The 25,497-nt window shown below is 71.3% G+C and carries 21 protein-coding genes; 8 read left to right on the plus strand and 13 right to left on the minus strand.

Annotated features, from left to right (window positions below):
* Positions 1 to 89: 89 nt before the first annotated feature.
* On the plus strand, positions 90 to 1,826 hold the full coding sequence (locus tag OHA68_RS19270; RefSeq protein ID WP_189141183.1) for a glycerol-3-phosphate dehydrogenase/oxidase: 1,737 nt from the start codon (positions 90 to 92) through the stop codon (positions 1,824 to 1,826).
* Here OHA68_RS19270 and OHA68_RS19275 read toward each other — a convergent pair.
* A complete protein-coding gene (locus OHA68_RS19275; RefSeq protein ID WP_327108860.1) occupies positions 1,821 to 3,830 on the minus strand; it encodes a beta-propeller domain-containing protein in 2,010 nt (669 codons plus the stop codon). The two genes, OHA68_RS19270 and OHA68_RS19275, sit on opposite strands and share 6 nt — an antisense overlap.
* 31 nt (positions 3,831 to 3,861) lie before the next feature.
* A complete protein-coding gene (locus OHA68_RS19280) occupies positions 3,862 to 5,982 on the minus strand; it encodes a protein kinase domain-containing protein (protein WP_327108861.1) in 2,121 nt (706 codons plus the stop codon).
* A gap of 147 nt (positions 5,983 to 6,129) precedes the next feature.
* Here OHA68_RS19280 and OHA68_RS19285 point away from each other — a divergent pair, with 147 nt between their 5' ends.
* From OHA68_RS19285 to guaA, 4 genes are all read left to right on the plus strand, one after another.
* A complete protein-coding gene (locus OHA68_RS19285) occupies positions 6,130 to 6,606 on the plus strand; it encodes a hypothetical protein (protein WP_327108862.1) in 477 nt (158 codons plus the stop codon).
* A 127-nt stretch (positions 6,607 to 6,733) separates the two neighbouring features.
* On the plus strand, positions 6,734 to 7,477 hold the full coding sequence (locus tag OHA68_RS19290) for an N-acetyltransferase (RefSeq protein ID WP_327108863.1): 744 nt from the start codon (positions 6,734 to 6,736) through the stop codon (positions 7,475 to 7,477).
* 93 nt (positions 7,478 to 7,570) lie between these two features.
* Positions 7,571 to 9,064: a DUF885 family protein gene (locus tag OHA68_RS19295; RefSeq protein ID WP_327108864.1), complete on the plus strand. Its 1,494-nt coding sequence runs from the start codon at positions 7,571 to 7,573 to the stop codon at positions 9,062 to 9,064.
* Positions 9,065 to 9,118: 54 nt separating this feature from the next.
* Positions 9,119 to 10,666 carry a glutamine-hydrolyzing GMP synthase gene (gene guaA / locus OHA68_RS19300; RefSeq protein ID WP_189141178.1) on the plus strand — a complete coding sequence of 516 codons (1,548 nt, stop codon included), beginning with the start codon at positions 9,119 to 9,121 and terminating at the stop codon, positions 10,664 to 10,666.
* A gap of 33 nt (positions 10,667 to 10,699) precedes the next feature.
* Here the strand turns inward: guaA and OHA68_RS19305 are convergent, their stop codons facing one another.
* Positions 10,700 to 11,704 carry a zinc-binding dehydrogenase gene (locus OHA68_RS19305; RefSeq protein WP_327108865.1) on the minus strand — a complete coding sequence of 335 codons (1,005 nt, stop codon included), beginning with the start codon at positions 11,702 to 11,704 and terminating at the stop codon, positions 10,700 to 10,702.
* A gap of 129 nt (positions 11,705 to 11,833) precedes the next feature.
* Between OHA68_RS19305 and OHA68_RS19310 the strand changes: the two genes are divergently transcribed.
* Both OHA68_RS19310 and OHA68_RS19315 read left to right on the plus strand, forming a co-directional pair.
* Positions 11,834 to 12,721: a helix-turn-helix domain-containing protein gene (locus OHA68_RS19310; RefSeq protein ID WP_327108866.1), complete on the plus strand. Its 888-nt coding sequence runs from the start codon at positions 11,834 to 11,836 to the stop codon at positions 12,719 to 12,721.
* 92 nt (positions 12,722 to 12,813) lie between these two features.
* Entirely contained in the window at positions 12,814 to 13,773 is a 960-nt protein-coding gene (locus OHA68_RS19315) for a hypothetical protein (protein ID WP_327108867.1), read from the plus strand.
* Between the two features lie 8 nt (positions 13,774 to 13,781).
* On the opposite strand, the gene OHA68_RS19320 is transcribed toward OHA68_RS19315, so the two are convergent.
* The 5 genes from OHA68_RS19320 to OHA68_RS19340 all read right to left on the minus strand — a co-directional run bounded on the left by OHA68_RS19320 (position 13,782) and on the right by OHA68_RS19340 (position 20,193).
* A complete protein-coding gene (locus tag OHA68_RS19320; RefSeq protein WP_327108869.1) occupies positions 13,782 to 15,167 on the minus strand; it encodes a hypothetical protein in 1,386 nt (461 codons plus the stop codon).
* Between the two features lie 3 nt (positions 15,168 to 15,170).
* Complete coding sequence (locus OHA68_RS19325) at positions 15,171 to 15,815, minus strand: polysaccharide deacetylase family protein (RefSeq protein WP_327109525.1); 645 nt, start codon at positions 15,813 to 15,815, stop codon at positions 15,171 to 15,173.
* A gap of 26 nt (positions 15,816 to 15,841) precedes the next feature.
* Positions 15,842 to 16,564 (minus strand): class I SAM-dependent methyltransferase, encoded by a 723-nt coding sequence (locus tag OHA68_RS19330; RefSeq protein WP_327108870.1) that lies wholly within the window; start codon positions 16,562 to 16,564, stop codon positions 15,842 to 15,844.
* A gap of 7 nt (positions 16,565 to 16,571) precedes the next feature.
* The gene (locus OHA68_RS19335) at positions 16,572 to 17,801 is read right to left on the minus strand and encodes a glycosyltransferase (RefSeq protein WP_327108871.1); all 1,230 of its coding nucleotides are present in this window, start codon (positions 17,799 to 17,801) and stop codon (positions 16,572 to 16,574) included.
* Between the two features lie 139 nt (positions 17,802 to 17,940).
* Complete coding sequence (locus OHA68_RS19340; RefSeq protein ID WP_327108872.1) at positions 17,941 to 20,193, minus strand: hypothetical protein; 2,253 nt, start codon at positions 20,191 to 20,193, stop codon at positions 17,941 to 17,943.
* Positions 20,194 to 20,416: 223 nt separating this feature from the next.
* Between OHA68_RS19340 and OHA68_RS19345 the strand changes: the two genes are divergently transcribed.
* Positions 20,417 to 20,590, plus strand: a complete 174-nt coding sequence (locus OHA68_RS19345) for a hypothetical protein (RefSeq protein ID WP_327108873.1) — start codon at positions 20,417 to 20,419, stop codon at positions 20,588 to 20,590.
* 2 nt (positions 20,591 to 20,592) lie between these two features.
* Here OHA68_RS19345 and OHA68_RS19350 read toward each other — a convergent pair whose 3' ends face one another.
* Genes OHA68_RS19350 through OHA68_RS19370 form a run of 5 tightly spaced genes read right to left on the minus strand, consistent with a single transcriptional unit; the run spans position 20,593 to position 25,181 of the window.
* Positions 20,593 to 21,804 carry an acyl-CoA reductase gene (locus OHA68_RS19350; protein ID WP_189141169.1) on the minus strand — a complete coding sequence of 404 codons (1,212 nt, stop codon included), beginning with the start codon at positions 21,802 to 21,804 and terminating at the stop codon, positions 20,593 to 20,595.
* Positions 21,804 to 22,835 (minus strand): LuxE/PaaK family acyltransferase, encoded by a 1,032-nt coding sequence (locus OHA68_RS19355; RefSeq protein WP_189141168.1) that lies wholly within the window; start codon positions 22,833 to 22,835, stop codon positions 21,804 to 21,806. Before OHA68_RS19355 ends, OHA68_RS19350 begins: the two co-directional genes overlap by 1 nt.
* Positions 22,832 to 24,184 (minus strand): AMP-binding protein, encoded by a 1,353-nt coding sequence (locus OHA68_RS19360; protein WP_327108874.1) that lies wholly within the window; start codon positions 24,182 to 24,184, stop codon positions 22,832 to 22,834. Before OHA68_RS19360 ends, OHA68_RS19355 begins: the two co-directional genes overlap by 4 nt.
* Before the next feature lie 15 nt (positions 24,185 to 24,199).
* Positions 24,200 to 24,958, minus strand: coding sequence for an SDR family NAD(P)-dependent oxidoreductase (locus OHA68_RS19365; RefSeq protein WP_189141166.1), 759 nt, complete (start codon positions 24,956 to 24,958; stop codon positions 24,200 to 24,202).
* Complete coding sequence (locus OHA68_RS19370; protein ID WP_189141165.1) at positions 24,933 to 25,181, minus strand: acyl carrier protein; 249 nt, start codon at positions 25,179 to 25,181, stop codon at positions 24,933 to 24,935. Before OHA68_RS19370 ends, OHA68_RS19365 begins: the two co-directional genes overlap by 26 nt.
* Positions 25,182 to 25,497: the final 316 nt, after the last annotated feature.

Raw genomic sequence — 25,497 nt, forward strand, 5'->3', positions numbered from 1 at the left:
GTACGGAGTCCGCGGCGTTACATGCGGTTCGATGAACGGGTAAGTATGGGGGCGCAAGGTGACAAGGCCCCCTCATCTCAGGGAGAGTCATGGCGGCGGGAAGACGCGTGGCCCGGCTGGGTCCTGTCGAGCGAAGTGCGGCACTGGACACCATGGCCGCACGCGAGCTGGACGTGGTCGTGGTCGGTGGCGGAGTGGTGGGCGCGGGAGTCGCGCTCGACGCTGTCACGCGCGGCCTGGACGTGGGCCTGGTCGAGGCGCGGGACTTCGCCTCGGGCACCTCCTCGCGCTCGTCCAAGCTCATCCACGGCGGGCTGCGCTATCTCGAACAGCTCAACTTCGAGCTCGTCAGGGAGGCGCTGCAGGAGCGGGCCCTGCTGTTGCAGCGGATCGCGCCGCATCTGGTGCGGCCGGTGCCGTTCCTGTTCCCGATGACCCACATGGGGTGGGAACGGCCCTATGTGGGGGCGGGGGTGGCCCTGTACGACACGCTGGGGATCGCCACCGGGGTGTCCAGGGGCGTGCCGGGGCACCGGCATCTGTCCAGGAGCCGGGCCCTGCGGCTGGCGCCCGCGCTGAAGCGCTCGGCCTTCACCGGCGCGGTGCAGTACTGGGACGCGCAGGTGGACGACGCCCGTTACGTGATGACCATGCTGCGGACGGCCGCCACCTACGGCGCTCATGTCGCGCCCCGGTCCCAGGTGGTGGGCTTCCTGCGTGAGGGCGAGCGCGTCACCGGGGTGCGGGTGCGCGACCTGGAGTCCGGCCGCGAGATGGAGGTACGCGCCCAGCAGGTGGTCAACGCCACCGGGGTGTGGACCGACGACATCCAGGAGCTGGTGGGCGGACGCGGGCAGATCCACGTGCGGGCGTCCAAGGGCATCCACCTGGTGGTGCCGCGCGACCGGATCCACTCCGTCACAGGACTCATCCTTCGTACGGAAAAATCCGTGCTTTTCGTGATCCCCTGGGGCAGGCACTGGATCATCGGCACCACCGACACCGAGTGGACGCTGGACAAGGAGCACCCGGCCGCCTCCCGGGCCGACATCGACTATCTGCTCGACCACGTCAACGCCGTGCTGTCGGTGCCGCTGAGCAGGGATGACGTCGAAGGCGTCTACGCCGGGCTGCGGCCGCTGCTGTCCGGGGAGTCGGACGAGACGTCGAAGCTGTCGCGCGAGCACGTGGTGGCGCACCCGGTGCCGGGGCTCGTCATGATCGCCGGCGGGAAGTACACGACCTACCGGGTCATGGCCAAGGACGCCGTCGACGCCGTCGCGCACGGCCTCGACCAGCGCGTCCCGCGCTCCTGCACGGACCGGATCCCGCTGGCCGGCGCCGAGGGCTATCAGGCGCTCTGGAACGCCAGGCATCGGCTGGCCCACACCTCCGGCCTGCACGTGGCCAGGATCGAGCACCTCCTGCAGCGCTACGGCTCGCTGATCGACGAGGTGCTGGAGCTGATCGAGCACGACCCGTCGCTGGGCAGGCCGCTGCACGGGGCCGACGACTACTTGCGCGCCGAGATCGTCTACGCCGCCACCCACGAGGGCGCCAGGCATCTCAACGACGTGCTGACGCGCCGTACCCACGTCTCCATCGAGACCTTCCACCGGGGCGTGGCGGTCGCGCAGGAGGCCGCCGAGCTGCTCGCCGGCCCGCTCGGCTGGGACGCCGAGCAGGTCAAACGCGAGGTCGAGTACTTCACCAAGCGGGTCGAGGCCGAGCGCCTGTCGCAGGAGCAGGACACCGACCACGCGGCCGACGCCATCAGGCTCGGCGCCCCCGAGATCGAGCCGGTCGCCGCCCCCGAGGGATCATGATCCCAGCGGGATCCAGGCCTGCTTGTCCAGCGTGGCGGCGTCGTTGACCTGCGCGCCCGCGTAGGAGAACGTCCAGATGGAGTCGCCGATCATCATCGAGCGCTGGATGCCGGGCGGGTAGGCGCCGGCGCGGTCCGCCGGATGCTCGATCATGCCGACCCGGCTCACCTCCGTGTCGGTGATCCGCAGCACCACCGCGCCGCTGTGCTGCACGCCCTCGCCGTAGGAGCTCAGCGGGATGACCGCGGTGCCGGTCTTGGGCCAGTAGAGGAAGGCGTGCGGGTCCCACTCGGCCTCCGAGCCGGAGTCCTTCTGGAACAGCTGCGACAGCCTGCGCGGCGCGGCCGGGTCGCGCACGTCGAACAGCGAGACCTGGGTGCCGAGCGTCCGGCCCTTGTCGCTGGCCTCCTGGCCGATGCCGATCAGCTTGCCGTCGCCGCTGGGGTGCAGGTAGGCGGAGTAGCCGGTGATCTTCAGCTCGCCGGTCACCGCGGGCTTGGCCGGGTCGCGCAGGTCCAGCGTGTAGAGCGGGTCCACCTGGCGGAAGGTGACGACGTAGCCGACCGGGCCGATGAACCGGACCGAGTAGATGCGCTCGCCCTTGCCCAGGCCGCCGACCTGGCCGACCTCGGCCAGCGTGTCCGCGGCCAGCACGTGCACGCCGCTGACGCTGGTGTTGCCGTCGGCGGAGGTGACGGTGGTGGCGACCCGCAGGTGGCCGTCGTGCTCGGACAGCGAGTACTGGTTCAGCAGCCGGCCGGGCACCTTGCCGGAGGCCACGTAGGCGGGGGCGCCCGGCTTGCTCACATCGAACCGGTGCACCTCCGTCTCCTCGGGCGGCGGGCCCGAAGGCGTCGGCGTGGCCGTGGGCGTGGCCGTGGGCGTGGCCGTGGGCGTGGCCGTGGGCTCCACCGGGGCGGGCTCGGTGGCCGGGGCCACGGCCGACTCCTGGCCGCTGGGCGTGGGCGCGCTCTCCTCGACGATGGCCGGTTGGATCGGGAACCACCAGTGCGGGTTGCTCGCCACGTACAGGCTCTGCCCGGTGCCGTACACGATGTCGCCGTCGGCGGCCAGGCCGATCGGGGAGCTGCCCGCCGCCGTGAGGCCCTGGGACAGGTCGAGGCTGTGCAAGGTCAGCAGGGAGGTGCCGGAGTAGTCGGCCGGGTGGCTGACCCGCTCGCAGGGGACCGACTCCTTCCTGACCGTCCCCGAGGCGTCGGTGATCTCGATCTTCGGCAGCCAGGCCTCCAGCGGCGCACGCCGTACGACCTGCTGGTTGATCCGGGTGCGCTCGGCCTCGGGCAGTTGGTCCCTGGTCTGGGGGAAGGTGATGTCCGGCTGGCTCCGGGTGACGAAGCGTACGGTGGAGCCGACCATCCGGGCGTCCACGTGCGTGCCCTCGGGCTTGATCGTGCCCAGCACCTTGGGCTGGCCGGCGAGGTCGACGAGCACGTACCTGGTCTCGCCGGGGGGCGCGAAGCCCCGCTTCATGGCCGGGCCGCCGCCGCCCTGGAACAGGATCAGCGCCCGCTCGCCCGAGACCAGCAGGTCGGCGGGCGCGTAGCCGCGCTCGTCCTTGCCGGGCAGATCGAGGGAGGCGGTGACCTTCCTGGTAGCGGTGTCGATGATCCGCAGGGTGCCGCCGCTGACGGTGTAGACGCGGTCGCCGTCGGTCTTGACCAGATCCGGCTCGTCCACGCCCGCCTCGTGCGTGTTGGTCGTGGAGTGGTCGGGAGTGTCGGCGACCTTCTGCCGGGCGGAGCTCGCGTCCTCCATGTACATGATCTGGGGGCCGCCGAACCCCCACGGGCCGACGTTCTCGGCCGCCTTCGCGCGCAGCCCGGCGAGCAGGTCGTCGCAGCCGTTGTACGCCACCAGGCGGATGGCGCCGAGGCTCTGCCGCGGAGGTGTGACGGGTCTGTCGTCCTGGGGAGCCGGGGTGCAGGCGGCCAGGGCCGTCGCGAGGGCCGCGGCGACCAGCACCGGGCGCGTCAGCGTCTTCATGCCCTCATGACGGATTCCGGCGGCGAGCGGTTCAGGAACCGCTGGGGACGTCCAGCGTGTAGATGGGGCTGTAGTCCACGTCATCGCCGATGTCGATCAGCTTACGGACGAGCTTGCCCTTGAAGTCGACCACCTGGACCTCGTCCCTGGACGCGTCGTCCTGCTCCCAGCAGTAGAGGTGGGTCTCGTCGTACCAGCCGAGCACCTTGTCGCAGGGGGAGGTGAAGGTGCGCACCCGCTTGCCCGTCGCGGAGCTCCAGAGGCAGTGGTCGCCGTCGCCCCCGCCGGGGCAGTCGGTGACGAAGGTCCGGCCGGAGGGGGAGAACATGTCCATGGTGCCGGAGGCGAGCGTGCCGATGCCGGGCGCCTCGCGGACGGCCTTGCCGGTGGGGGCGTAGAAGCGCAGGCCCTGGTTCTTGCCGCCGTAGACGTTGACCACGCCGTTCTCCTCGCTGTCCCAGCCGAAGGCGGTCTCCTGGACCTGCTTGTCGCGGACCATGACGATCTCCGGCTCGCTCGTGGCCACGTCGACGATGCCGAAGCCCACGTAGTACCACTCGTCGCCGGTCTTCTCCTCGATGTTGAGCAGGATCTTGGAGCCGTCCTTGGACCATGACCGGATGGTGCTCTGCAGGGGCGAGCGGACGGTCTCGATCGTGACCTCGCCACCCGAGCGGCGGTCGGTGATCTCGATGAAGTCGAAGTCGTCGGCGGAGTAGTTCTTGCCGCGGGTGGCCAGGTAGCGGCCGTCGGGCGAGACCAGCGACTCCTTGTTGCGCGGGTATTTGACGAAGGCGCCGGTCAGGTTCCGCCTGGCGTAGTCGACCCACTCCTTGCCCTTCTCGTCGTAGACCTCGTAGGAGGTCAGCGTGATGGGGTCGGATTCGTGCTCGTAGATGGTGATCGAGCCGCCGGGGACCCGCAGGGGGGTGCCCTTGGCGGGCACGGTGGACGTCGGCGCCGGGGTGGTGGGGGTGGGCGTGGGGCTCGTTCGGGGAGCGGCGACCGTGGTCCGGTTCAGGTGGTTGACCGTCATCACGCCGGCGAGCAGCAGCAGCGCGCACCCCACGGCCGCGCCCATGACGAGCAACGTCCGGCCTTTCGCCGCGGGCGCCGGCCGAGGCTGTCCGGCGTGGGCCGCCATGGGCGGCTGCGCGGGATAGGCCGCGGGGGCAGGCCACGACGCGGCCGGGTTCGGGGCTGAGTGGGCGGGCCGCGACGCGGCGGGGTTCGGGGCTGAGTGGGCGGGCCGCGACGCGGCGGGGTTCGGGGCTGAGTGGGCGGGCCGCGACGCGGCCGGGATGGCCGCCGCGGAGCCCTGCGCGAGGATGCCGGAGCGGGGGACCGGCCGCTGCAGCAGCCGGATGATGACCTGCTCGGCGGTGGGCCGCCGCGCCGGGTCCTTGTCCAGGCACGCCGCGACCACCTCGAGCAGTGTGCCGTCGAGCCCGGTCAGCTCGGGCGGCCGGTTGAGCACCCGGTTGATCACCGCGGGCATGGTGTCGCTGCCGAACGGCGCGTTGCCGGAGGCGGCGTAGACCATCGTGCCGCCCCACGAGAACAGGTCGGCGGCGGGGCCGACCTGATGCCCCATGACCTGCTCGGGCGGCATGTAGGACGGGGTGCCGACCGGCATGCTGCTGAGCGTGGAGGTCGCGTCGAGCGCGCGGGCGATGCCGAAGTCGATCACCCGGGGCCCGTCGGCGCCGATGATCACGTTGGCCGGCTTGAAGTCGCGGTGCACGATCCCGGCCTGGTGGATCGCGGCCAGGGCGGTGGCGGTGCCGATGGCCAGGCGGTGCAGGGTCGTGCCGGTGCGCGGGCCGTCCTGCTGGACGACCTGATGCAGGGACGGGCCGTCGATGAACTCGCTCACGATGTAGGGCCGGCCGAGCTCCACGCCGGTGCCCAGGACCGCCGCCGTGCAGAACGGCGCCACCTGCTGGGCGACCTCCACCTCACGCAGGAAGCGCCCGATGCTCACCTGGTCGGCCGCCTGGTCGGACCGCAGCCATTTGATCGCGACCCGCGTGCCTGAGGGGTCGGTGGCCAGGTAGACGACGCCCTGCCCGCCTTCACCCAGCCGGCCGAGCAGGTCCATGCCGCCGAGGCTGCGTGGATCTCCCGGGCTCAGCGGCGCGATGTTAGGCATGAGTAAATACTGGCCCATCCACAAAACCTACTGATCAGTAGGCATGGAGGTCGCAAAACGGTAACAAACGCCGTGATCGTGGTTAGCCGCCCCGGAATAACCGGTTAGGGGTCTTTGCGGAAATTTGTCTCTTTCGGGGGTTACACCATGCTCAAGAGAACACTGACCGTCACCCTGGCCGGAGCCGCCGCCCTGGCGCTGCACCTGGTCGCCTCCCCGGCGGCGGGCGCCGCGGCCTACGGCTGCAGCGGCACGCAGGTGGGCAGCTGGAAGGTGCCGATGAAGGACGCGCTCGACGGCAGCACCTACTACATCAGCGACGTCAAGCTCTTCTACAACGCCAGGACCGGGTGGAACTGCGCCGCCCTGGTCAAGCGCGCCGGCCACCAGAGGTATGGCGAGAAGACCCCGCTGTACCTGGAGATGTACAACTCCCGGTGGGCGGAGGACAACTGGAAGAACAACTACGACAAGGACGTCGGCCGGTTCAAGTACCACGCCGGGCCGGTCAAGGTGTACGGCAAGAACATCTGCGTGAGCATCCACGCCAAGCACGGCGACCACACCGGGCCGGGCGACGACTACAACGGCAGGCTCTCCCTGAGCGGCGTGGCCTGCGACTGATCCACGGCGAAACCGGCCGTACAGCGACGTAAATTTCGGTGTACGGCCGGTTTCTCCGATTTAACGGATGGCGTAGGCGCATAACGTCGAATATGAGTGTTCTGCGTCCTATGTGAAGATGGTCCGCATGACCCTTCGGATCACGACCCTGGCGGAGCGCCCGGAGTTCGCCTCGACGCTGTGGGACATGGACACCTCCTGGCCGGAGTTCATGATGCAGGACCCGCTCGCCGACCTCTTCTACGACGTCGTCGTCCGCGTCTACCCCGAATACGCTCTGGTGGCCGATGACGACGCGGAGCCGGGCAGGCTCGTGGCCCGGGGCTTCACCGTGCCCTTCTTCTTCGACGGCGCGGAGCCGTCCGACGACGGCTGGGACGGCGCCATCCGGCGAGCCTGGCTGACCAGGGAAAGGGGCACCCGCCCCAACAGGATCTCGGCCCTGGAGATCACCGTCCGCCGCGACCTGCTCGGCCGCGGCCTCTCCTCGCGGATGCTCCTCGCCATGCGCGACAACGCCGCCAGACAGGGCTTCGAGGAGCTCCTGGCCCCCGTCCGACCCAACCGGAAACACCTCGAACCCCACACCCCGATGACCGAGTACGCCTTCCGCACCCGGGCCGACGGCCTGCCCCACGACGCCTGGCTGCGCGTGCACGTACGGGCGGGCGGGAAGATCGTCAAGGTGGCGCCGCGTTCCATGGTCGTGCCCGGCACGCTCGACGAATGGCGGCGCTGGACCGGGCTGCCGTTCGACCGGTCCGGCGAGGTCGAGGTGCCGGGAGCGCTCAACCCGGTGCACTGCGAGGTCGAGCGCGACCACGCCGTCTACGTCGAGCCCAACGTCTGGGTCAGCCACCCCCTGGGCTAGACGGGGTCGGGCCCGCTCCCCTGCCCGATGCGCACGGCCGGCGGTGGCCGTACTCGATTCCAAGATCGAGCGGCTTGCGCTAGCGTCGCGAGCATGACGGAACTCGAGCCCCGACTGCGGGCCATCACCGACCTGGCCGTGGCAGAGGCGCGTGAGCTGGGCGGCAGGCACGAGTACGACGGGATGATCCAGGACCTCTCGCCCGACGGGGTGCGGGCCGGGCTGGCGCGGCTGGGTGAAGGCGCCGAGCCGGAGGATCCGTACGACGCCCGGCACCTGCGGGTGTTCGAGGAGGGCCTGCGCGCCCAGTTCGGCGAGCTGGAGCTGCACCGCGGCAACCCGCTCTACCACCTGTCCAACCTGGACCTGGCCTGCTACGACCGCGACTACGGCCCGGAGCGGGACCGGGCCGCCGCCAAGGCGGCCCACCTCGCGCGCTGGCCCGAGGCCGTGCGGCACGCGGTCGCCGCGCTCGACCGGCTCAGCGCCCCGGTCGCGAGCTCCCTGCTCGGCGCGGTCAAGGGCCTGGCCGCGGGGATCACCGACGAGAGCGCGCTGAAGGCCCACCGCGAGCTCGTCACGCACATCGAGCGGGCGGCGGCCGAGGGCGACCCGGACGCCTCGCTCGGCGCTGCGGCGCTGGCCCGGCTGATGGGCGCCGGCGAGGGCCTGGAGGTGGACCTGGGCAAGCTGGCCGAGCGCGCCGACGCCGAGCGCGGCAGGCTGCTGGAGCGGCTGGCCGACGGCTGCGCCAAGCTCGGCGAGCGGGACCGGCCGCCCCTCGACGTGGTCCGCGAGCTGGTCAGGCAGCACCCCGACGCCGACGGCGTGATCGAGGCGGCCAGGGTCGGCACGCGCAAGGCCATCGCGTTCACCGCCGAGAAGGACCTGGTGCCCTACCACGACGGCGAGTGCCTGGTCGGCCTCGCGCCGGAGTCGCGCAGGTGGGCGATGGCGATGATGTCGTGGAACGCGCCGGGCGAGCCCGAGGGCCCCTCGTGGTACCACATCACCCCGCCCGACCCCTCCTGGCCCGAGCGGGACGCCGAGGAGTGGCTGGAGATCTTCAGCGAGACCACCCTGCCCGCGATCAACGTGCACGAGGTGGCGCCCGGCCACTTCTCGCACGGCCTGGCCCTGCGCCGGGCCGGGTCGGACGTCCGGCGGCTGCTGCAGTCCATGTCGTTCGCCGAGGGCTGGGCGCACTACGCCGAGGAGCTCTGCGTGGAGGAGGGCTTCGAGGCGCAGGACCCGCGCTTCGAGATCGGCGTCTGGGTGGAGGCGCTGATCCGCGTCACCCGGCTCGCCTGCGCCATCGGCGTGCACACCGGGGCCATGACCGTCGAGGACGCGGCCAGGCGCTTCGAGTCAGACACGCACCTGGTCGGCCCGGGGGCGCTGGCGGAGGCCAGGCGGGCCTCCTTCGACCCGACGTACGGCCGCTACACCTGGGGCAAGCTGGTCATCATGGACCTGCGCGAGCAGGCGCGGCGCGAGTGGGGCGCGGGTTTCACGCTGCAGCGTTTCCACAAGGCCATGCTCGATCTGGGCTCGCCGCCCCTGGGGCTCCTCGGCGCGATTGTCTGAGTGCGCGGCCGATAGACTGGCAGCACCGCATTCGCCTTTTGGGGGGTTCTCTCGGTGTCTGAATTCGACACAGTGCTCGTCGTCGACTTCGGTGCGCAGTACGCACAGTTGATCGCCAGGCGGGTGCGCGAGTGCCACGTCTACTCCGAGATCGTGCCCTCGACGATGCCGGTCGAGGAGATGCTGGCCAAGAAGCCGAAGGCCATCATCCTGTCCGGCGGGCCCTCCTCGGTCTACGCCGACAACGCCCCGGACGTGCCGCACGGCCTGTTCGAGACCGGGGTGCCCACGTTCGGCATCTGCTACGGCTTCCAGGCGATGGCCCAGGCGCTGGGCGGCGAGGTGGCCCGCACGGGCGTCGCCGAGTACGGCGGCACCGCCCTGGACGTGCTGACCGAGGGTGTGATCTTCGCCGGGCTGCCGGCCGCGCAGAAGGTGTGGATGTCCCACGGCGACAGCGTGGCCGCCGCCCCCGAGGGCTTCACGGTGACGGCCTCGACCGGCGAGACCCCGGTCGCCGCCTTCGAGCACCCCGGGCGCGGCCTCTACGGCGTGCAGTTCCACCCCGAGGTGCTGCACTCCGAGCACGGCCAGCAGGTGCTCAAGCACTTCCTCGACGCGGCGGGCTGCCGGCCGACGTGGACCATGCTCAACATCGTCGAGGAGTCCATCGAGGCGGTCCGCCGGCAGGTCGGCGACGGGCGCGCGATCTGCGCGTTGTCCGGCGGCGTCGACTCCGCGGTGGCCGGAGCCATCGTCCAGCGCGCCATCGGCGACCGGCTGACCTGCGTCTTCGTCGACCACGGCCTGCTGCGCAAGGGCGAGGCCGAGCAGGTCGAGCGCGACTTCGTCGCCTCCACCGGCGTCAACCTGCGCGTCGTGGACGCCTCGGACCGGTTCCTGAAGGCCCTCGAAGGCGTCAGCGACCCCGAGGAGAAGCGCAAGATCATCGGCCGCGAGTTCATCCGCGTCTTCGAGGACGAGCAGCGGGCCATCATGGCCGACGGCCCGGTCGACTTCCTGGTCCAGGGCACCCTCTACCCCGACGTGGTCGAGTCCGGCGGCGGCACCGGCACCGCCAACATCAAGTCCCACCACAATGTCGGCGGCCTCCCCGAGGACCTGCAGTTCAAGCTGGTGGAGCCGCTGCGGACGCTGTTCAAGGACGAGGTACGCCGCGCGGGCGAGGAGCTCGGCCTGCCGACCGCCATGGTCTGGCGCCAGCCGTTCCCCGGCCCCGGCCTCGGCATCCGGATCATCGGCGAGGTGACGCGCGAGCGGCTCGACCTGCTGCGCGAGGCCGACGCGATCGCCCGCGAGGAGCTGTCCCGGGCCGGCCTCGACCGGGAGATCTGGCAGTGCCCGGTGGTGCTGCTGGCCGACGTCCGCTCGGTGGGCGTCCAGGGAGACGGCCGCACCTACGGCCACCCCGTGGTCCTGCGCCCCGTCACCTCCGAGGACGCGATGACGGCCGACTGGGCACGCGTGCCCTACGACGTCCTCTCCCGCATCTCCACCCGCATCACCAACGAGGTCAGGGACGTCAACCGGGTGGTGGTCGACGTGACCAGCAAGCCCCCGGGCACCATCGAGTGGGAGTAGAAACCGCCGCAGCGGTGCCGCTGAGAGGCGGCGTCAGCACACCAGCAGGGTCTTGCCGATGGCCGTGCGCGCGGCCATCGCGGCATGCGCGTCGGCCGCCCGCTCCAACGGGAACGTCTGCCCGACGTGCGGCCTGAGATGCCCGGCCGCGGCCTTGGCGAGGGCTCGCTCGGTGAGCCGCCGCACCTCCGCCGCGTCGGACACCTGGTCCATGATCCCGACCAGGCGCACGCCCCGGCCGGCGGCCTCGTCCGGGGTGACCTCGGCGAAGCCGCCACTGGCGGCACCATAGGCGAAGAACCGGCCGCCGCTCGCCGTCACCTCCAGCGCGCTTCTGCCGAGGGGGCCACCGGCGCCGTCGAACACCACGTCCACGCCCTTCCCGCCGGTCGTCTCACGCACCCGCTCGGGCCAGCCGTTCTCGGTGTAGTCCACCGCCGCCTCGGCGCCCAGCTCCCGCACCAGGTCCAGTTTCCGTGTCCCGCGCGCGGCTCCGATCACCCGGGCGCCCCCTGCCAGGGCGAGTTGCACGAGGACGATGCCCAGGCTGCCGCCCGCAGCGGTGATCAGCACCCACTCGCCCGGCCGGATCGCGGCATTGTCGACGAACCCCGTCGCGGTCGGACCGTCGTGCAGGAGCGCCACCGCCTGACTGAGCTCGAGCCCGTCCGGGACCGGGATCAGCGCCTCGACCGAGGCGACGGCCCGAGTGGCGTAACCGCCGGTCGGTGCCACGATCGAGTCGCTGCCACCCGCCGGCGCGCCGGTCCTGGCCATGACCCGGCGGCCGACCCACGCGGGATCCACCTTGTCCCCGGCTGAGACGACCTGTCCGGCCACCCCGTCGCCCGGCACGTACGGCGGCGTCATGGGGAAGAAACCTTCTCCCCAACCCTCCCGCAGCTGGGTGTCGAGGAACAGGACATCCGCGACGGCCGTCTCGATCACGACCTGTCCCGCGCCGGCCACCGGGTCGGGAGCCTCCCGCGTCACCAGCACCTGCGGTCCACCGAACTCGGTCACTTCTACTATCCGCATGTCGCTCACTTCCTTGGGATGTCTCCCGACAGCATGTGACCTCAACCGAGCTTGAGGTCAACTCTGTCAGCGACCGGGTATCCCTGAGAGGGCGTGGCTGGTTCTCGGCACGGCCGCCACTATGGGGACATGACCCCGAAGCGACACCTTGGTGAGTTCCTGCGGACCCGCCGTTCACAGCTCCGGCCCGAAGACGTCGGCCTGATGAGTTACGGCGACCAGCGCCGGGTGTCCGGGCTGCGCCGGGAGGAGCTGGCGCTGCTCGCCGGGGTGAGCGCGTCGTACTACGCACGGCTGGAGCAGGGCCAGTCGGCCAACGCCTCGGCCGAGGTGCTGGACGCCATCGCCGGGGCGTTGCGGCTCGACGACGCCGAGCGGGCGCACCTGCACGAGCTGGCCGCCGGCACCCGGCGCCGGCCCGGCGGGCGGCGACCCGCTCCGGAGCGGGTCACGGCCGCGGTGCGGCAGTTGGTCGCCGCACTGGGGGATGTACCCGCGGTGGTGCTCGGCCGGCGTAGCGACGTGCTCGCCTGGAACGCCACCGGACATGCCCTGTTCGCCGGGCACGTGACCGTGGACGGGCCCGATCATCCGGCGCGGCGTCCGAACATGGCGCGGCTGATGTTCCTGGACGCGCACACCCGGGCGCTGTACGCCGACTGGCCGGCCAAGGCTCGCGCCGTGGTGGCGACGCTGCGGATGGTGTCCGGGCAGCATCCGGACGACTCCCCGCTGGCGGCGCTGGTCGGCGAGTTGCTGGTGAAGAGCCCGGAGTTCGCGGCGATGTGGGCGGATCACCGGGTCAAGGCCGGCAGCGGGGCGGAGGTCTACGAGATGCGCCATCCGCTGGTGGGGACCATGCAGGTCACCCAGCAGAGCCTGCGCTCCGAGGGGGACCAGCGGATCGTGGTCGCGACCACGGAGGCCGGCTCGCCGTCGCACGCCGCGATGACGCTCCTGGTCCACAGCGTCGCCACCGGGCCGGCCGCCAGGCAGGACCGCCCGATCCGGCGGTAGAAAGCCGCATTTATCAGTAAAAATCCTGGGCGCTCGGCACGAGTGCCGTATTCAGCGTGCCCAAGAACACTTATGGAGATCGAGGAACAGCCATGCGCAAGAACATGACCACAGTCGCGGTCGTCACCGCAGCCCTCACGGCGGCTCTGACCGGGGGGACGGCCTCGGCCACCACGGTGAGCCTGCCCCAGGAGGCGGTGCCGTCCCGGATCGCGGTGCACTTCGACCTGGCGAAGGGCCAGATGCCGGAGAACATCGCCCTTTCCCCGGACGGCACCGCGTACGTCACCTTCGCGGCCGCCCGGCAGGTCGCCGCGATCACCAAGAAGGGGGAGACGCGGATCCTGGCCACCCTGCCGGCCCCGGCGGACGGCGGCGCGGACACCCCGGTGCTGAAGTTCGCGCTGACCACCGGCATCGTCCGCACGACCGACGGCACGCTGTACTTCCTGTACGCCAGCGGTTCGGCGGAGACCACCGGCCTCTACCGGCTGAGGTCAGGCGGCACCCCGACCCGCGTCGCCGCGCTGCCGGCCACCGGGCTGCCCAACGGGCTCGCCCTGGACGAGCGGTCGAAGACGTTCTACATCACCGACTCCGCGCTCGGCACCATCTCCACCGTCCGGCTGGGCGGCCACCGGGCGAGCGTGTGGTCGTCCGCGCCGGAGCTCGCCTCGACCGGCTTCATCGGCGTCAACGGCCTGAAGGTCCGCGACGGCGCGGTCTGGGCGAGCAACCTCGACAAGGGCACCCTGCTCAGGATCCCGCTCCGGCAGGGCCGCCCCGGGCCGATCACGGTCAAGGCCAAAGGGCTGGCCGGCATCGACGACTTCGCCTTCGCCGGCGACCAGGTCATCGCGGCGCTCATCACCACCGGCCGCGTGGTCCGCGTCGGCGCCAAGGGGAAGGTCACCACGCTGCTGACCGCCGCCGACGGCCTGCAGAACCCCACCTCCGTCGCCGTGCGGGGCCGCACCCTCCATGTGCCCAGTGCGGCCTACACCACCCAAACCGACCCCAACCTGGTGCTGGCCACCCTGCCACGCCACTGACCTGAGCGTCACGGAGCTGGCCGGCGCCGCAGCGGACGCACGCAGGCGCCGGCCAGCAACGGCACCAGCAGGACGCCGATGAAGATGGGCGAGGCCAGATACCGGAAGTCCTGCGCGGAGATGTTGGCCAGGATCGCGAGCTGCTGTCCCACCACGATCGCGGCCACGGCCGGCACCCACCTGTTGCGCAGGGCCAAGGCGGCGAGCGCGACGGCCGCGTACGACAGGTAGGACCAGAGCGCGCCCCGCCACAGCAGCCAGTCGAAGCGCGGCTCCAGCGTGGTGGTGAGCCACGTCAGCGCCACCAGGTGCAGGCCGGGGGACAGGGGGCGCAGTGAGAGCAGGTGCCGTTCGGGGAAGTCGGGCACCTTGTGCGGGCCCACGTAGGTGTCGGTGGTGGGGCTGAGGGACAGGCGGTAGGTGGAGGTGCCGGCCTCCGCCGTGACCCTCCAGGCGATCGCGCCCCGGCACAGGCGGGTGTCCAGCACCAGGGCGGGCTCCGCCACCAGGAGCCGGCTCCAGAGGCCGAGCAGTTCGCCGGTGTGCGCGTCGGCCTGGGCCCAGACGAAGTCGCGGCGCCAGATGAGCGGGTTGACGGTGGAGCAGGTGCCGCCCTCGGTCCATCTGGTCAGCGGCGCCACCGACGCCAGCAGCGCCCGGTCCTGCTCGGTGAACAGCTCAGGACGTTCCCGGTAGGCGACGGCGAGGTCGGCGAAGGCCGTGTGGAAGACGTACGTCTTGGTCGGGGGCATGATGCCGAACTGCGGGAAGATCAGGTTGTTGAGCAGCAGCGGGAGCGCCGCCGCGACCGCCCCGACGAGGGCGAGCCGTACCCGCTGGGTCTTGATGACGACCAGCAGCACGGCCACGGTGACGGCCACGATGAGGAAGCCGTTCGGGCGGAAGAGGCTCAGCAGGACCAGCAGCGTGCCGAGGCCCGTCAGCCTCGCCGGCGTGAGCGTCCGGCGCGCCGCCAGGCCCGCGCAGGCCGCCGCGACCGCGATCGCGCAGGCGGTGAACGGCACGTCCTTCCAGAACGTGACCGTGAACGTGCCGGTCGTCGGCAGGAACGGCAGGGCGAGCGCCACCACCGTCGTCGTCCGCCGGGGCGCCCCGAGCGCCTTGAGCGACTGGGCGAGATAGGTCAGGGCGCAGGCCATGGCCGTGGTCTGGGCGAAGGTGACCGCGCCGAGATCGCCGGTAGTGGTGAAGGAGAGCCACAGCAGCGCGTCGTACAGCACCGAGTGGTCGCTCACCCACGGCCCGGCCATCGTGTGGCTCAGGTACTGCACCGAGTCGCGGCTGAAGAGGCCCGGGTGGAATGCCGCCCACCAGCAGGCCAGGACCGTCTGGATGGCGGCGAAGGTGGCCACCGCCACCCAGGGAACCCGCATCGGTTACGGGTAGCTCGTCCCGGACTTCAGCCGTTTGACCCCCAGCATTGTCGGCACCGTGACCAGGTGGTAGCCGCGTTTCTTCAGCTCCTTGACGATCCCCGGCATGGCCCTGACCGTCTGCGGGACCGTGTCGTGCATGAGCAGCACGCCGTCGCGCTTGGCCAGCCGCAGGACCGCGGCCTTGATCTTCTTGGCGTCGCGCAGGTCCCAGTCCAGCGTGGTGCCCGTCCACATCACCTGCGCGAGACCGTACTGGTTCGCGAGATAGAGCACGCGGTCGTCGGTGCGCCCGTACGGCGGCCGGAACATCGTCGCGGTCAGGCCGGTGGCGTCCTTGATGGCCTCCTGGGTGGTCTGGAGCTCTCGGATGATGTCGTCGTCGAGCCTCCTCGTCAGCCAGGGGTGCGTGTAGGTGTGATTGCCGATCGCGTGCCCCTCGGCGAGGGTCCGTCGCGCGACCGAGGGCCGCTCCGCGACCCGCTTGCCCACCAGGAAGAACGTCGCCTTGACGCGCTCCTTCTTGAGCACGTCGAGCAGGGCCGGCGTGGTCTTGCCCGGCCCGTCGTCAAAGGTGAGCGCGAGGCACTTCACCTTGGCGCAGTCGACCTTCGCCTGTACGGCCGCGGCAGGGGACCCGGCGAACACCAACGAAGCGGTGATTAAACCGTGAATCAACACATCGATACTTTAGAACCAAAATCATCGAGCCGAGCCCGCAGGAAAAGGCTTACCCCTCTGCCAGACCGGACAGGTAGGTAACGCTCGGCGATGACCACCGCGGAAAGGCCCGCGTTGACGACGGCCGGCATCCGCCGCAGGTCACTTCCCGTCGAGCCGCGCCGATGCCGGGCGATGAGCGGGCGCAGCAGCACGTTCCAGCTCCAGACCCGCTCCACCTGCAGCCCCGCCTTCTCCACCACCCTGACCAGCGAGTCGCGGGAGTAACGGCGTACGTGCCCGACCGCGTCGTCATGCGACGACCACAGTCTCATGTCGCACGGCACCGCGATCAGCGCGTGCCCGCCGGGCCGCAGCACCCGCGCGAACTCCTCGGTGACCAGGTAGTCCTCCCTGATGTGCTCCAGCACGTCGAAGGCGGTCACCAGATCGACGCTCGCCGACTCGATCGGCAGACTGCGGGCGTCGGCCGACACCGCCCTGAGGCCGCGCTCACGCGCGATCTCCACCGCCACCGGCGAGCTGTCCGTGGCGGTGGCGTCCCAGCCCTGCTCCACCAGCACCCTGGTGTTGCCGCCGCCCGCCGCGCCCACGTCGAGCGCGCGTCCGGGCCGGCCCAGCGCGCGCAGCTCCCGGCGCAGGATGGCGCGCCGCTCCCGATACCACCAGTGGGTACGCTCAAGAGCGACCAGTTGCCGGATTTCCGTGGCGTCCAAGAGTGAATCAGCTCCGTGAGCGGGCGAAGACCCAGTGGTCGAGTGCGAGGAATCGGGTGAGGGTGAGCACGCCGTAAGTGGCGACGACCGCGCTCACTTCGAGCAGCCGCCCCGCCGCCGGGACGAGCGCGTGCAGGCCCAGCACGGCCATGGTGGTGAGAGCGTAGTTGGCGAGGAACATCAGCCCCGCCCTGGCATGCAGTCCGGTACGTTTCCCGCCCCGGCGATCGAAGGTCCACCGGCGATTGGCCTCGGTGTTGACCACCGCGGTGAGGATCAGCGCGGCGAGGTTCGCCGTCACCGGTGACAGGAACTCCCGCAAGGGGAGGTAGAGCATCGCGTACAGCAGCGTGGTGAACGCGCCGACGACGGCGAACGAGACGAACGTCGCCAGTGCGGCCGCCCGGGGCGCGGCGACGACCGCGTCCGGATGCGTGGGCGCGGGCTCGGCCGGCCGGGGCACCTCGACCACCGCCCGGCCCCGCGACATCGACCGGGAGAGCCTGGCCAGCCCTTTCAGGTCATCGACGGCCGTCCTCAGCACCCGGACCCGTGAGTCCAGGTCCTCGACCCAGTCCACGGGCACCTCGTGCACGCGCAGCCCGTTGTGCTCGGCCAGCAGGAGCAGTTCGGTGTCGAAGAACCAGGCGTCGTCCTCGACCCGGTCCAGCAGCGGCCTGACCACGTCCTTCCTGGCCGCCTTGAAACCACACTGGGCGTCACTGAACCCGACCCCGAAGCCGAACCGCAGCAGCGCGTTGTAGCCGCGCGAGATCACCTCCCGCTTCAGCGAGCGCTGGATACGGGCGCCGCGCGACAGGCGCGTGCCCACGGCGATCTCGGAGTGCCCGCTGGCCAGCGACGCCACCATCGGGAACAGCGCGCCGAGCCCGGTGGACAGGTCGACGTCCATGTAGGTGACGATGTCGGCCGGGCTGTCCCGCCAGGCCGCCTTCAACGCCGCCCCCCGCCCCGCCGTCGCCAGCCGCCCGGCGTGCACCTGCTCGAACTCGGCGGCCAGCGCCTCGGCGATCGGCCAGGTGCCGTCGGTGCTGCCGTTGTCCATGATCGTGACGCGCCACGGCAGGGGGAAGGACTCGGTGAGGAAGGCGGTCAGCGTACGGACGCAGCCGGGCAGCGCCCGCTCCTCGTTGAGCACGGGAATGACGATGTCGACGGTCGCGAGTTTGGCCGGACCATCGCGGACACCGGCCTCGGGGCGCACGCGCGTTTCCATGGGTCTCCCCGATCGCTTGGGGCCAGGACTACGGAAATGGTGCTCAGCCGGGCCACGCGCGGATGGGTGATTCCCCTTCGACATGCTCGGAGCGGACGAGCTTTTTACTCCGGGCTGGCGCTGGGGTCTCAGGGCGGGATCAAAGCTGGTAGACCGAGCAGGCGCCACTGCGGAAACGCAGCCGGGCGAATTGCCCGAGCGGCGGGGCCTTTCCATCGACGAGAAGCCATTCCACATCGTAGGCACGGACGAGCCGGGCGATGTTGGTGGCGGACGGGGCGAGGAAGACGGAGTCGTTCGCCGCGAGCCGCACCGGGTCCGCGAACCCCAGGCTCAGATAGGACTCGTCGGTCAGCGGGGCCCGCGACAGCGTGCTCTCCGCGTAGGCCCACCCCTCCACCAGCACCCGCCGCTCGCTGTAGGCGGACACCCAGTAGTGGCGGCTGTCGCAGTAGCGGCTGCGCAGCGGGCGGCAGTGGCCGTTCGTCGCCACCACGTCGTCCGGCGCGGAGTGGTCCCGCAGCCACCTGGACGCCTCCATGCCCCCCTCGGGCAGCGTGACAGTGAAATCTCCCGGCGGCCCGAGCTGATCGACCACCTTGGCGGCCGTGTCCGGCAGCACGTAGCCCATGGCCAGCGCCACCAGCACCAGCGCCGCCGGCCGGCGCCACCACACGAGCGCCAGCCAGACGACCCAGGCCGCGAACCCGAGCACCAGATAGGGCAGGGCGATGCCCGGCAGATCGTGCGGCGGCACCGGCAGCGCCGGGCCCATGACCGCCTTGACGGTCACCGCCAGGACCGTGCCCAGCACCAGCGCGCACCCCGCCACCGGCCGGAGCCGCCGGCACGTCCGGAGGAGCGCCAGCCCACCGGCGACCGCCGCGATCGAGAGGTACGGCCGGGCGCCCTCCAGGAAGTAGAGCTGCGAGGCGGCCGGGTGCCCGAGCACCAGCATGGCGCCCACCCCCGCGGCCCCGATGCCGAGCAGCAACAGCACCGCCGGATCAAGCAGCATCCCCCACCCCCCGGCAGCGTGGAGCGGACGGGCAGAGCGAAGCGGCCCTTCGGGGTGGAGCGGCCCGGCGGGGTGGAATGGCACGGCCCCATACGTGGCCAGGCCGGCCAGCCCCGCCCACACGCAGATCAAGCAGGTCAGGTGCAGGACCCCCAAGCCGAGCAGGTCGCCGAGGGGAGCGCCGGCCATCTCCGTGTTCGTCAGGTCCGCGGCCATCGCCCAGGCCCGGCGCATGGTGTCCAGCGGCGCGATCGTCATGCCCTGCGACCCGCCGCCGAACAGCGCGTACCGCGCCGTCACCAGGCAGGCCAGCGCGATGCCCCCGGCGATCATCGCCGTGCGGTCCAGCCGCCGGCGTACCAGCCACGACATCCCCAGCACCAGCGCCAGCCCGCCCAGGACCAGCGGCAGGAACGTGGCCTTGGCACCCATCAGCGCGACCAGCAGGATCGACACGGCGGCCCATCGCCCCTGCCCCGAACGCAGGAAGCCGACCAGCAACAGGACCACCGGGGCGAAGAGCAACGCCCCGAAGTTCTGGGTCGGGCTCAGCCACGCGGTGAACAGCGACCGGGTGGTGAACAGGTCCAGGCCGCTCTCGTGCAGCTCGGGGGAGCAGACGAAGCAGGTGACCAGGATCGCGGCCACTCCCGCCCAGGGCCGTCCGGTCAGCCGCCAGCCGACGGCGGCGACCAGCACGGCCAGCCCGGCGAGCATGGGCAGCGCGGTCAGGCGGTAGAGCAGCGTCTGCGGCTCGATCCCGGTGACCCAGCTGGTCGCGGCCATCTCCGCGTACACGAACCAGTGGTAGGACAGCCGCTCACCCAGCACCATCGGGAAGGTAGGCGGCACATGATGCTTGATCTCCCCCAGAAGTGCCAGGTGATAGGACATGTCCACGTACGGCGCCGCGTTCCCCGGCCACGCCAGCCCGTGCACGCGATAGAACTGCTGCGCGCTCCACACGAGCAGGTAGCCGACGACGGCCGACATCGCCCACGCCCACCCGACCGGGACCCGCACCCCACCCCCACGCCAATGCCGCCGCAGCCGCGGCACGACGACGAACGCCCCGATCGTGACCACCGGCCACACCACCACCGCCAGCGGCACCCCCGCCGCCCGCGCCGCGATGTAGACCAGCACCTCCACCGCGTACCCCAGCGCCAGCCCCGCCGCCAGGTCAACGGGCAGCGATCCACCCCCTGGCCCCAGCGCCCGCCAGAGCAGCACTCCCGGCACCATCACCCCCACCCCGACATGCCCGGCGAACGCCGCGACCTCCGCCACCGGCACCCCGAACCGGCAGAGCACGACCACCGCCGCGACCACCACCAACCCCGCCGGCACCCACCCCGCACTGGGCCGCCGCACCTTCCTCCGCCTCGCACCGGCAGCCGCCCTCGCCGACACCACAACCGTCATCCGTCCCCCCGAAAAGATCACACGACATCCAGCACCGCCCAAAAGCAGAAAACTGACCTCGTACGCCCACCTCAGCCCACCAAGCCACCCGTCCCAGGCGCCGGTCGGCCAAGCCGGCGGTGCCGGCAGTGACAGGAGAGCGTCCCGGCCGGCGGAAGGTTGGCGAGACCAGGTGTCCAGGCAGAGCAGGCGGTCGGGAGTAGCGGTCGTACAGACCATCTGGCCGGTGGAGGACCGGGGAGGTGACGAGATGGCGGGGGCTCGCGGCGAGGTCTCGGGGCGGCGAGACGGCGTGCGGGAGGAGAGGGAGGAGGTCGGCGGGATGGTGTGGCGGATGGCATGGTGAAGTCAGGCGGAGACGGTGACCAGACGGGTGAACTCGGAGGCCAGGTCCACGCCGTCCCAGACGCGGTGGAAGCTCAGCGCGTCGCCGAAAGGCACCATGCGATCGACGCCGCGCCCGGCGAGCGCCCGCGCCAGCTCCAGCAACTCGGCCCGGGGAAAGCCGAAGTGCGTCATCGTCTGGTCCCGCCGGCCCACCAGGGGCACCAGCTCCGTCAGGGAGTCGAGCCGGGCGTGGGCGAACGTGCCGGTGCCGAGCCAGCGCCGGGGCGCCGCCACGGCCGTCGCGAGCGTGACGTTGGCCAGCGCGTTGCCGTGGAAGTCGATGGCGCCGGCCGAGCCGTCGGCCGCCAGGCCGTAGGTGGACACCCGCTTCTCCACCGCCATCGCGGCGTCCACCGCCCAGCCCCGCTCGGTCACCGTGTGCGACAGGTGGGTGGTGAAGTCGGCGCGGGCCGCGTGGCAGTCGGCGCGCGACCCCACCCAATAGACGGTACGCGGCGAGGAGCACGCCGCCTGGTCGAACCAGTAGGAGTCGTTGACGAACCCCTCGGTGACCGTCTGCCGGGTGGCCTGCGGCGCGCACAGCCAGGCCGTCGCCCGGACGGCCGCGAACGACGACCGGTCAGGGAAGGCGAGGTCACGCGCGTAGGGCGGCAGCGGATGCTTGCGAACCTCGTCGACGGTACGGTCGCCGCCCCAGATGACCCGCAGGTCGCAGGCGGTCGAGAGGGTGGCCGTGATCGATTCGGACCGGTCGTAGCAGACGATGCGCTGCGTCGCGGCCACGATGGGATCGGCGTCGTCGAGCGTCTCCTGCAGCGTCTTCACGATGGTGGCGGCGACGGTGCCCGCCCGGGGCGACAGGCGCACCACGTTGCGGTTGCCCACCAGGGCCGACAGCGCCCACGAATAGACGAAGATGGTGTCGACGTTCGCCGGGGGGATGTGGAAGACGAGGCCGCGCGGCACCCGTACATGCTCGCCGCGCAGCCCTTCGATGGTGCGCTGCAGCTCGCTGCGGCGCAGGAAGAAGCCGAGCGAGCCGAGCTCGGGGTGCCGGCGCGACAGGGTGGGGCGCAGCAGCCGCCTGCCGAAGGCACTGAGGAAGTCACGGATCCGCTCGTCGCCGACCGAGAGGCGGCCTCCCGCCGTCACCTGGTCGAGCAGGTCGTCCACGGGCACGGGCGGACCGGCGGGGAACCTGACGTCGAGCATTACGCGGCCGCCAGCCCGTGGGTGTCGCTGCAGCCGCGCGCCTCGGCGCGGGGAAGCCGCCCGAGCACGGAGAAGCGCTTGCCGGGCCAGATCCCGTCGTCCACGCCGTGCACGACACCGAGGTCCTCCGTCAGCAGGACGTGCCCCGGATAGGAGGTCGGCAGCGTGCTGACGACCTCGATGAGCCCAGGCACGCCCGGCGGCGCCTCCTGCCACGTGTCGGGGTCGCGGATCACCACGTCGGCGAAGTCCGGACAGTAGAGGCCGCCGCCGTCGGGTCCTTCGAGGAAGACGGTGCCGATCTGCTCGACCATGCCGTAGAAGTTGTGGATGCGCCGCAGGCCGCACTCCTCGCCCAGCTGCCTGCGGTATTCGGCGCTGTCCACCGACTGCGCGGCCAGCTTCTTCCAGCCGCCGGAGTGCACCAGCACGCCCTGCGACAGGTCCATGCCGAGCTCACGCAGGTGCAGCCAGGCCATGAAGGTGAAGGCGAAGATGAGGTACGGCTTGCCGCCGTGGCGCGCCAGGAAGCCCTTGACCGCCTCGTGGTTGAGCACCCCCCGCTCGTCGAGGGCGAAGGTGTGGTCCCTGCCGAGGTTCATCATGCCGAGCACGCCGGCGCCGCGAGCGCTCAGCGTCGGGTCGCGCACCACCGAGCGGCTGTCGACGATCAGCATGGGCAGCCGCCGCTCGCCCAGCACCGCGCGCAACGTCGCCGCCAGCATGCGCGGCTGGGTGGCCGCCGCCTGCCTGTCGAGGTAGATGCGGCTGGGCACCTGGCCGGTGGTGCCGCTGGAGGTGAGCACCTTGAACACCTGCTCCTCCGGCACGCTGCGCAGCTCGTGCGTCTTGAACAGGCGTACGGGCAGCCATGGCAGGTCGGCCACCCGCGCGTAGGGCGCGGCGGAGCCGATCGCGTCCAGAATCCGCCGGTAGGGCTCGCAGGCACGGCGATGCCGCTCGGTGAGCGCGGCCAGCTCCGGCAGCAGAGCCGCCTCTCTCTCGGCTGCGGACCGCGTGAAAACGGTCATGTCCTGGCCTCCAGCGCGACGTAGTCGATCTTTCCGGTGGTGAGCAGGGGCAGCCGGTCGACGCCTCGCACGTCGAAACCGCTCCAGTGCAGGCGCAGCTCGGTGCCGAGCCGCCTGGCGAGGGCGGCGCAGCCCTTGACGTCGAGGCCCTCGGCCCACACGGTGACCCGGTCGTCGCCGCTGGTCGCCGCGACGGGCCCGCAGTCACGCAGGATCCGCTCCACGTCGTCGAGGTTGACCCGGACGCCGAAGATCTTGGCGATGCGCTTGACCCTGCCGGTGAGGTAGAGGAACCCGTCGTCGTCCAGCCGGCCGAGATCGCCGGTGCGCAGCACCCCGTCCAGGTCCTCGCCCCTGGCCAGGTCGGCGGCCGTCTCGGCGTAGCCCATCATCACGTTGGGCCCGTGGTAGACGACCTCGCCGTCCTGGATGGCGAGCCGTCCGCCGGGAACGGCCTGCCCCACCGAGCCGGGCCGATCGGCCAGCCGCTTCGGCGGCAGCACGGCGATGCGCGCCGTCGCCTCGGTCTGGCCGTACATCACGTAGAAGTCGGTCTTGGCGGCGAACTCGTCGATCAGCTCGGGCCGCAGCCGCCCGCCCGCCTGGGTCAGGGTGATGAGCGCGGGATGCTCGGCGGGGTCGAAGCGCAGCCTGCGCAGCATGTCGTACTGGTAGGGGACGGCGGCCAGTGAGGTGCATCGATGATCGTCGAGTGAGCTCCAGAAGGACCGTTCGAGCAGCCCGGCGTCGGTCAGCACCACGCTCGCCCCCGCCACCAGATGGCTGTTGAGCACCGAGAGGCCGTAGCTGTAGTGCAGCGGCAGGCTGGTGGGCGCGACCTCGTCGGGCCCGAGGGCCAGCGCCTCGGCGATGGAGTGCGCGTTGGCCAGCACAGCGGTCCTGGACAGCCGCACCAGCTTGGGACTGCCGGTGGATCCTGAGGTGGCGAGCAGGACGGCCAGCTCGGGATGCGGCTCGCCCACCTCATCGCCCGAGCCGGAGCGCGGGGTGCGGCGGATCGCTGTCGTGCCGTGCGGGATGTTGCGGCCGTGCGGAGCCTGGGCGAAGCCGAGCAGGGCGGCGGGCCTGAACCGGGTGACCAGCGCGGCCAGCGCGGCGGCGGACAGATCCGGGTCGAGCAGGGCCACCGGCCTGCGGGCCTGCCAGGCGCCGAGGTAACGCAGCACCGAGGGCAGGTCGTTGCGCATGCCGCAGAACAGCGGGCCCGGCGGCAGCTCCGCCAGGGCCTGGGCGGTGCGGCTCACCCGGGCGGCGAGTCGCCCACCGCCGAGGTCGCCGGGCTCGCCGGCCACGATGAGGCGGGCGTGCGGGTGCGGCAGGTAATCCATCGGGTCGTCCATCGGTCACAGCACCAGCCCGCCGTCCACCCCGATCACCTGACCGGTGATGAAACAGGCGTCGCTGGAGAGCAGGAAGGCGGTGACGGCGGCCACGTCATCGGCGGTGCCGAGACGGCCGAGCGGGGTGGCGGCGACGGTGGCGGCGCGCGCGTCGTCGTCGAGGGTGGCCAGCATGCCGGTCTGGATGTAGCCGGGTGCCACGGCGTTGACCCGGATGCCGGCCGGGCCGAGCTCCTTGGCGGCGGCCTTGGCCAGGCCCAGGATCGCGGCCTTGGTGGCGGAGTAGACGGCCTGGCCGGGGGCGCCCTGCCGGCCGGCGATCGAGGAGACCAGGACGGCGGACGGGCTGGTGCCCCTGCGCAGCAGCCGGACCGTGGCCTGCAGGGTGTGCGTGGCTCCCATCGCGTTGACCTCGAACAGGTCGCGGACCGTGTCGCCGCGCGTCATGCCGAGCAGACCGGCCGCGTGGATGCCGGCGTTGACCACCAGGCCGTCGAGCCGGCCGTGACGCTGGTGGATCTCGCGGGCCATCGCGGAGACCGCCGCGGGGTCGGAGACGTCGCCGTGCGCGGCCTCGACGTGGCCGCCGGTGAGCGCGGCCATCTCGGCCGCGGCCTTGGTCGTGCGGTCGAGGTCGCGGCCGTGGGCGATGACGGTGCGCCCGGTGATGGCGAGCCTCATGGCGACGGCGCGGCCGATGCCCGTCGTCGAGCCGGTGACCAGGACGATCCGGGGGTCACAGGGCCGCTGCGCCGATGCCATGTCTCTCCAACAGCCGCGCTGCCTTGGCGAATGAGCTCATGTCGATCATCTCGTCGGTGTCGATCATGACGGAGAACTCGTCCTCCATCGCGGCGATGAGCGACATGTGGGCGAGGGAGTCCCACTGGGGGATGGCACGGTATTCGAGGCCGTCGACCTCGGCGTCGGACGGAAGGTTAAGCGAGCTGCGGAAGACGGCACGCAGGCGGTCGAGATGGCTCATGTGCACTCACTCTCTGTCGTCAAGACGAGACGTAGTGTAGCTGTGATCCTGGGTCAACTGAAACCAAGCCCCCGTCGCGAGTAATGGAACCGTATAACGGCGGGTGGCGTCCCTGAAGGGCTGGGAACGTCGGATGGGGCGCGCCAACCGCTAAAGGGGAAACAATGGACGAATCCAACCACTGGTACGGTCACTCCCGCATATTCGCGCGATACTGCGGATTGGTGGACGAAACGCCTAAGCGAATTCATGGATTCCTTCAGCATGGCTGGAACTATCTGCATGGGTTTCCGCCCAATGATCACTGGTGCAGTCC

It is taken from the genome of Nonomuraea glycinis (genome assembly GCF_035920485.1).
Classification (GTDB): Bacteria; Actinomycetota; Actinomycetes; order Streptosporangiales; family Streptosporangiaceae; genus Nonomuraea; species Nonomuraea glycinis.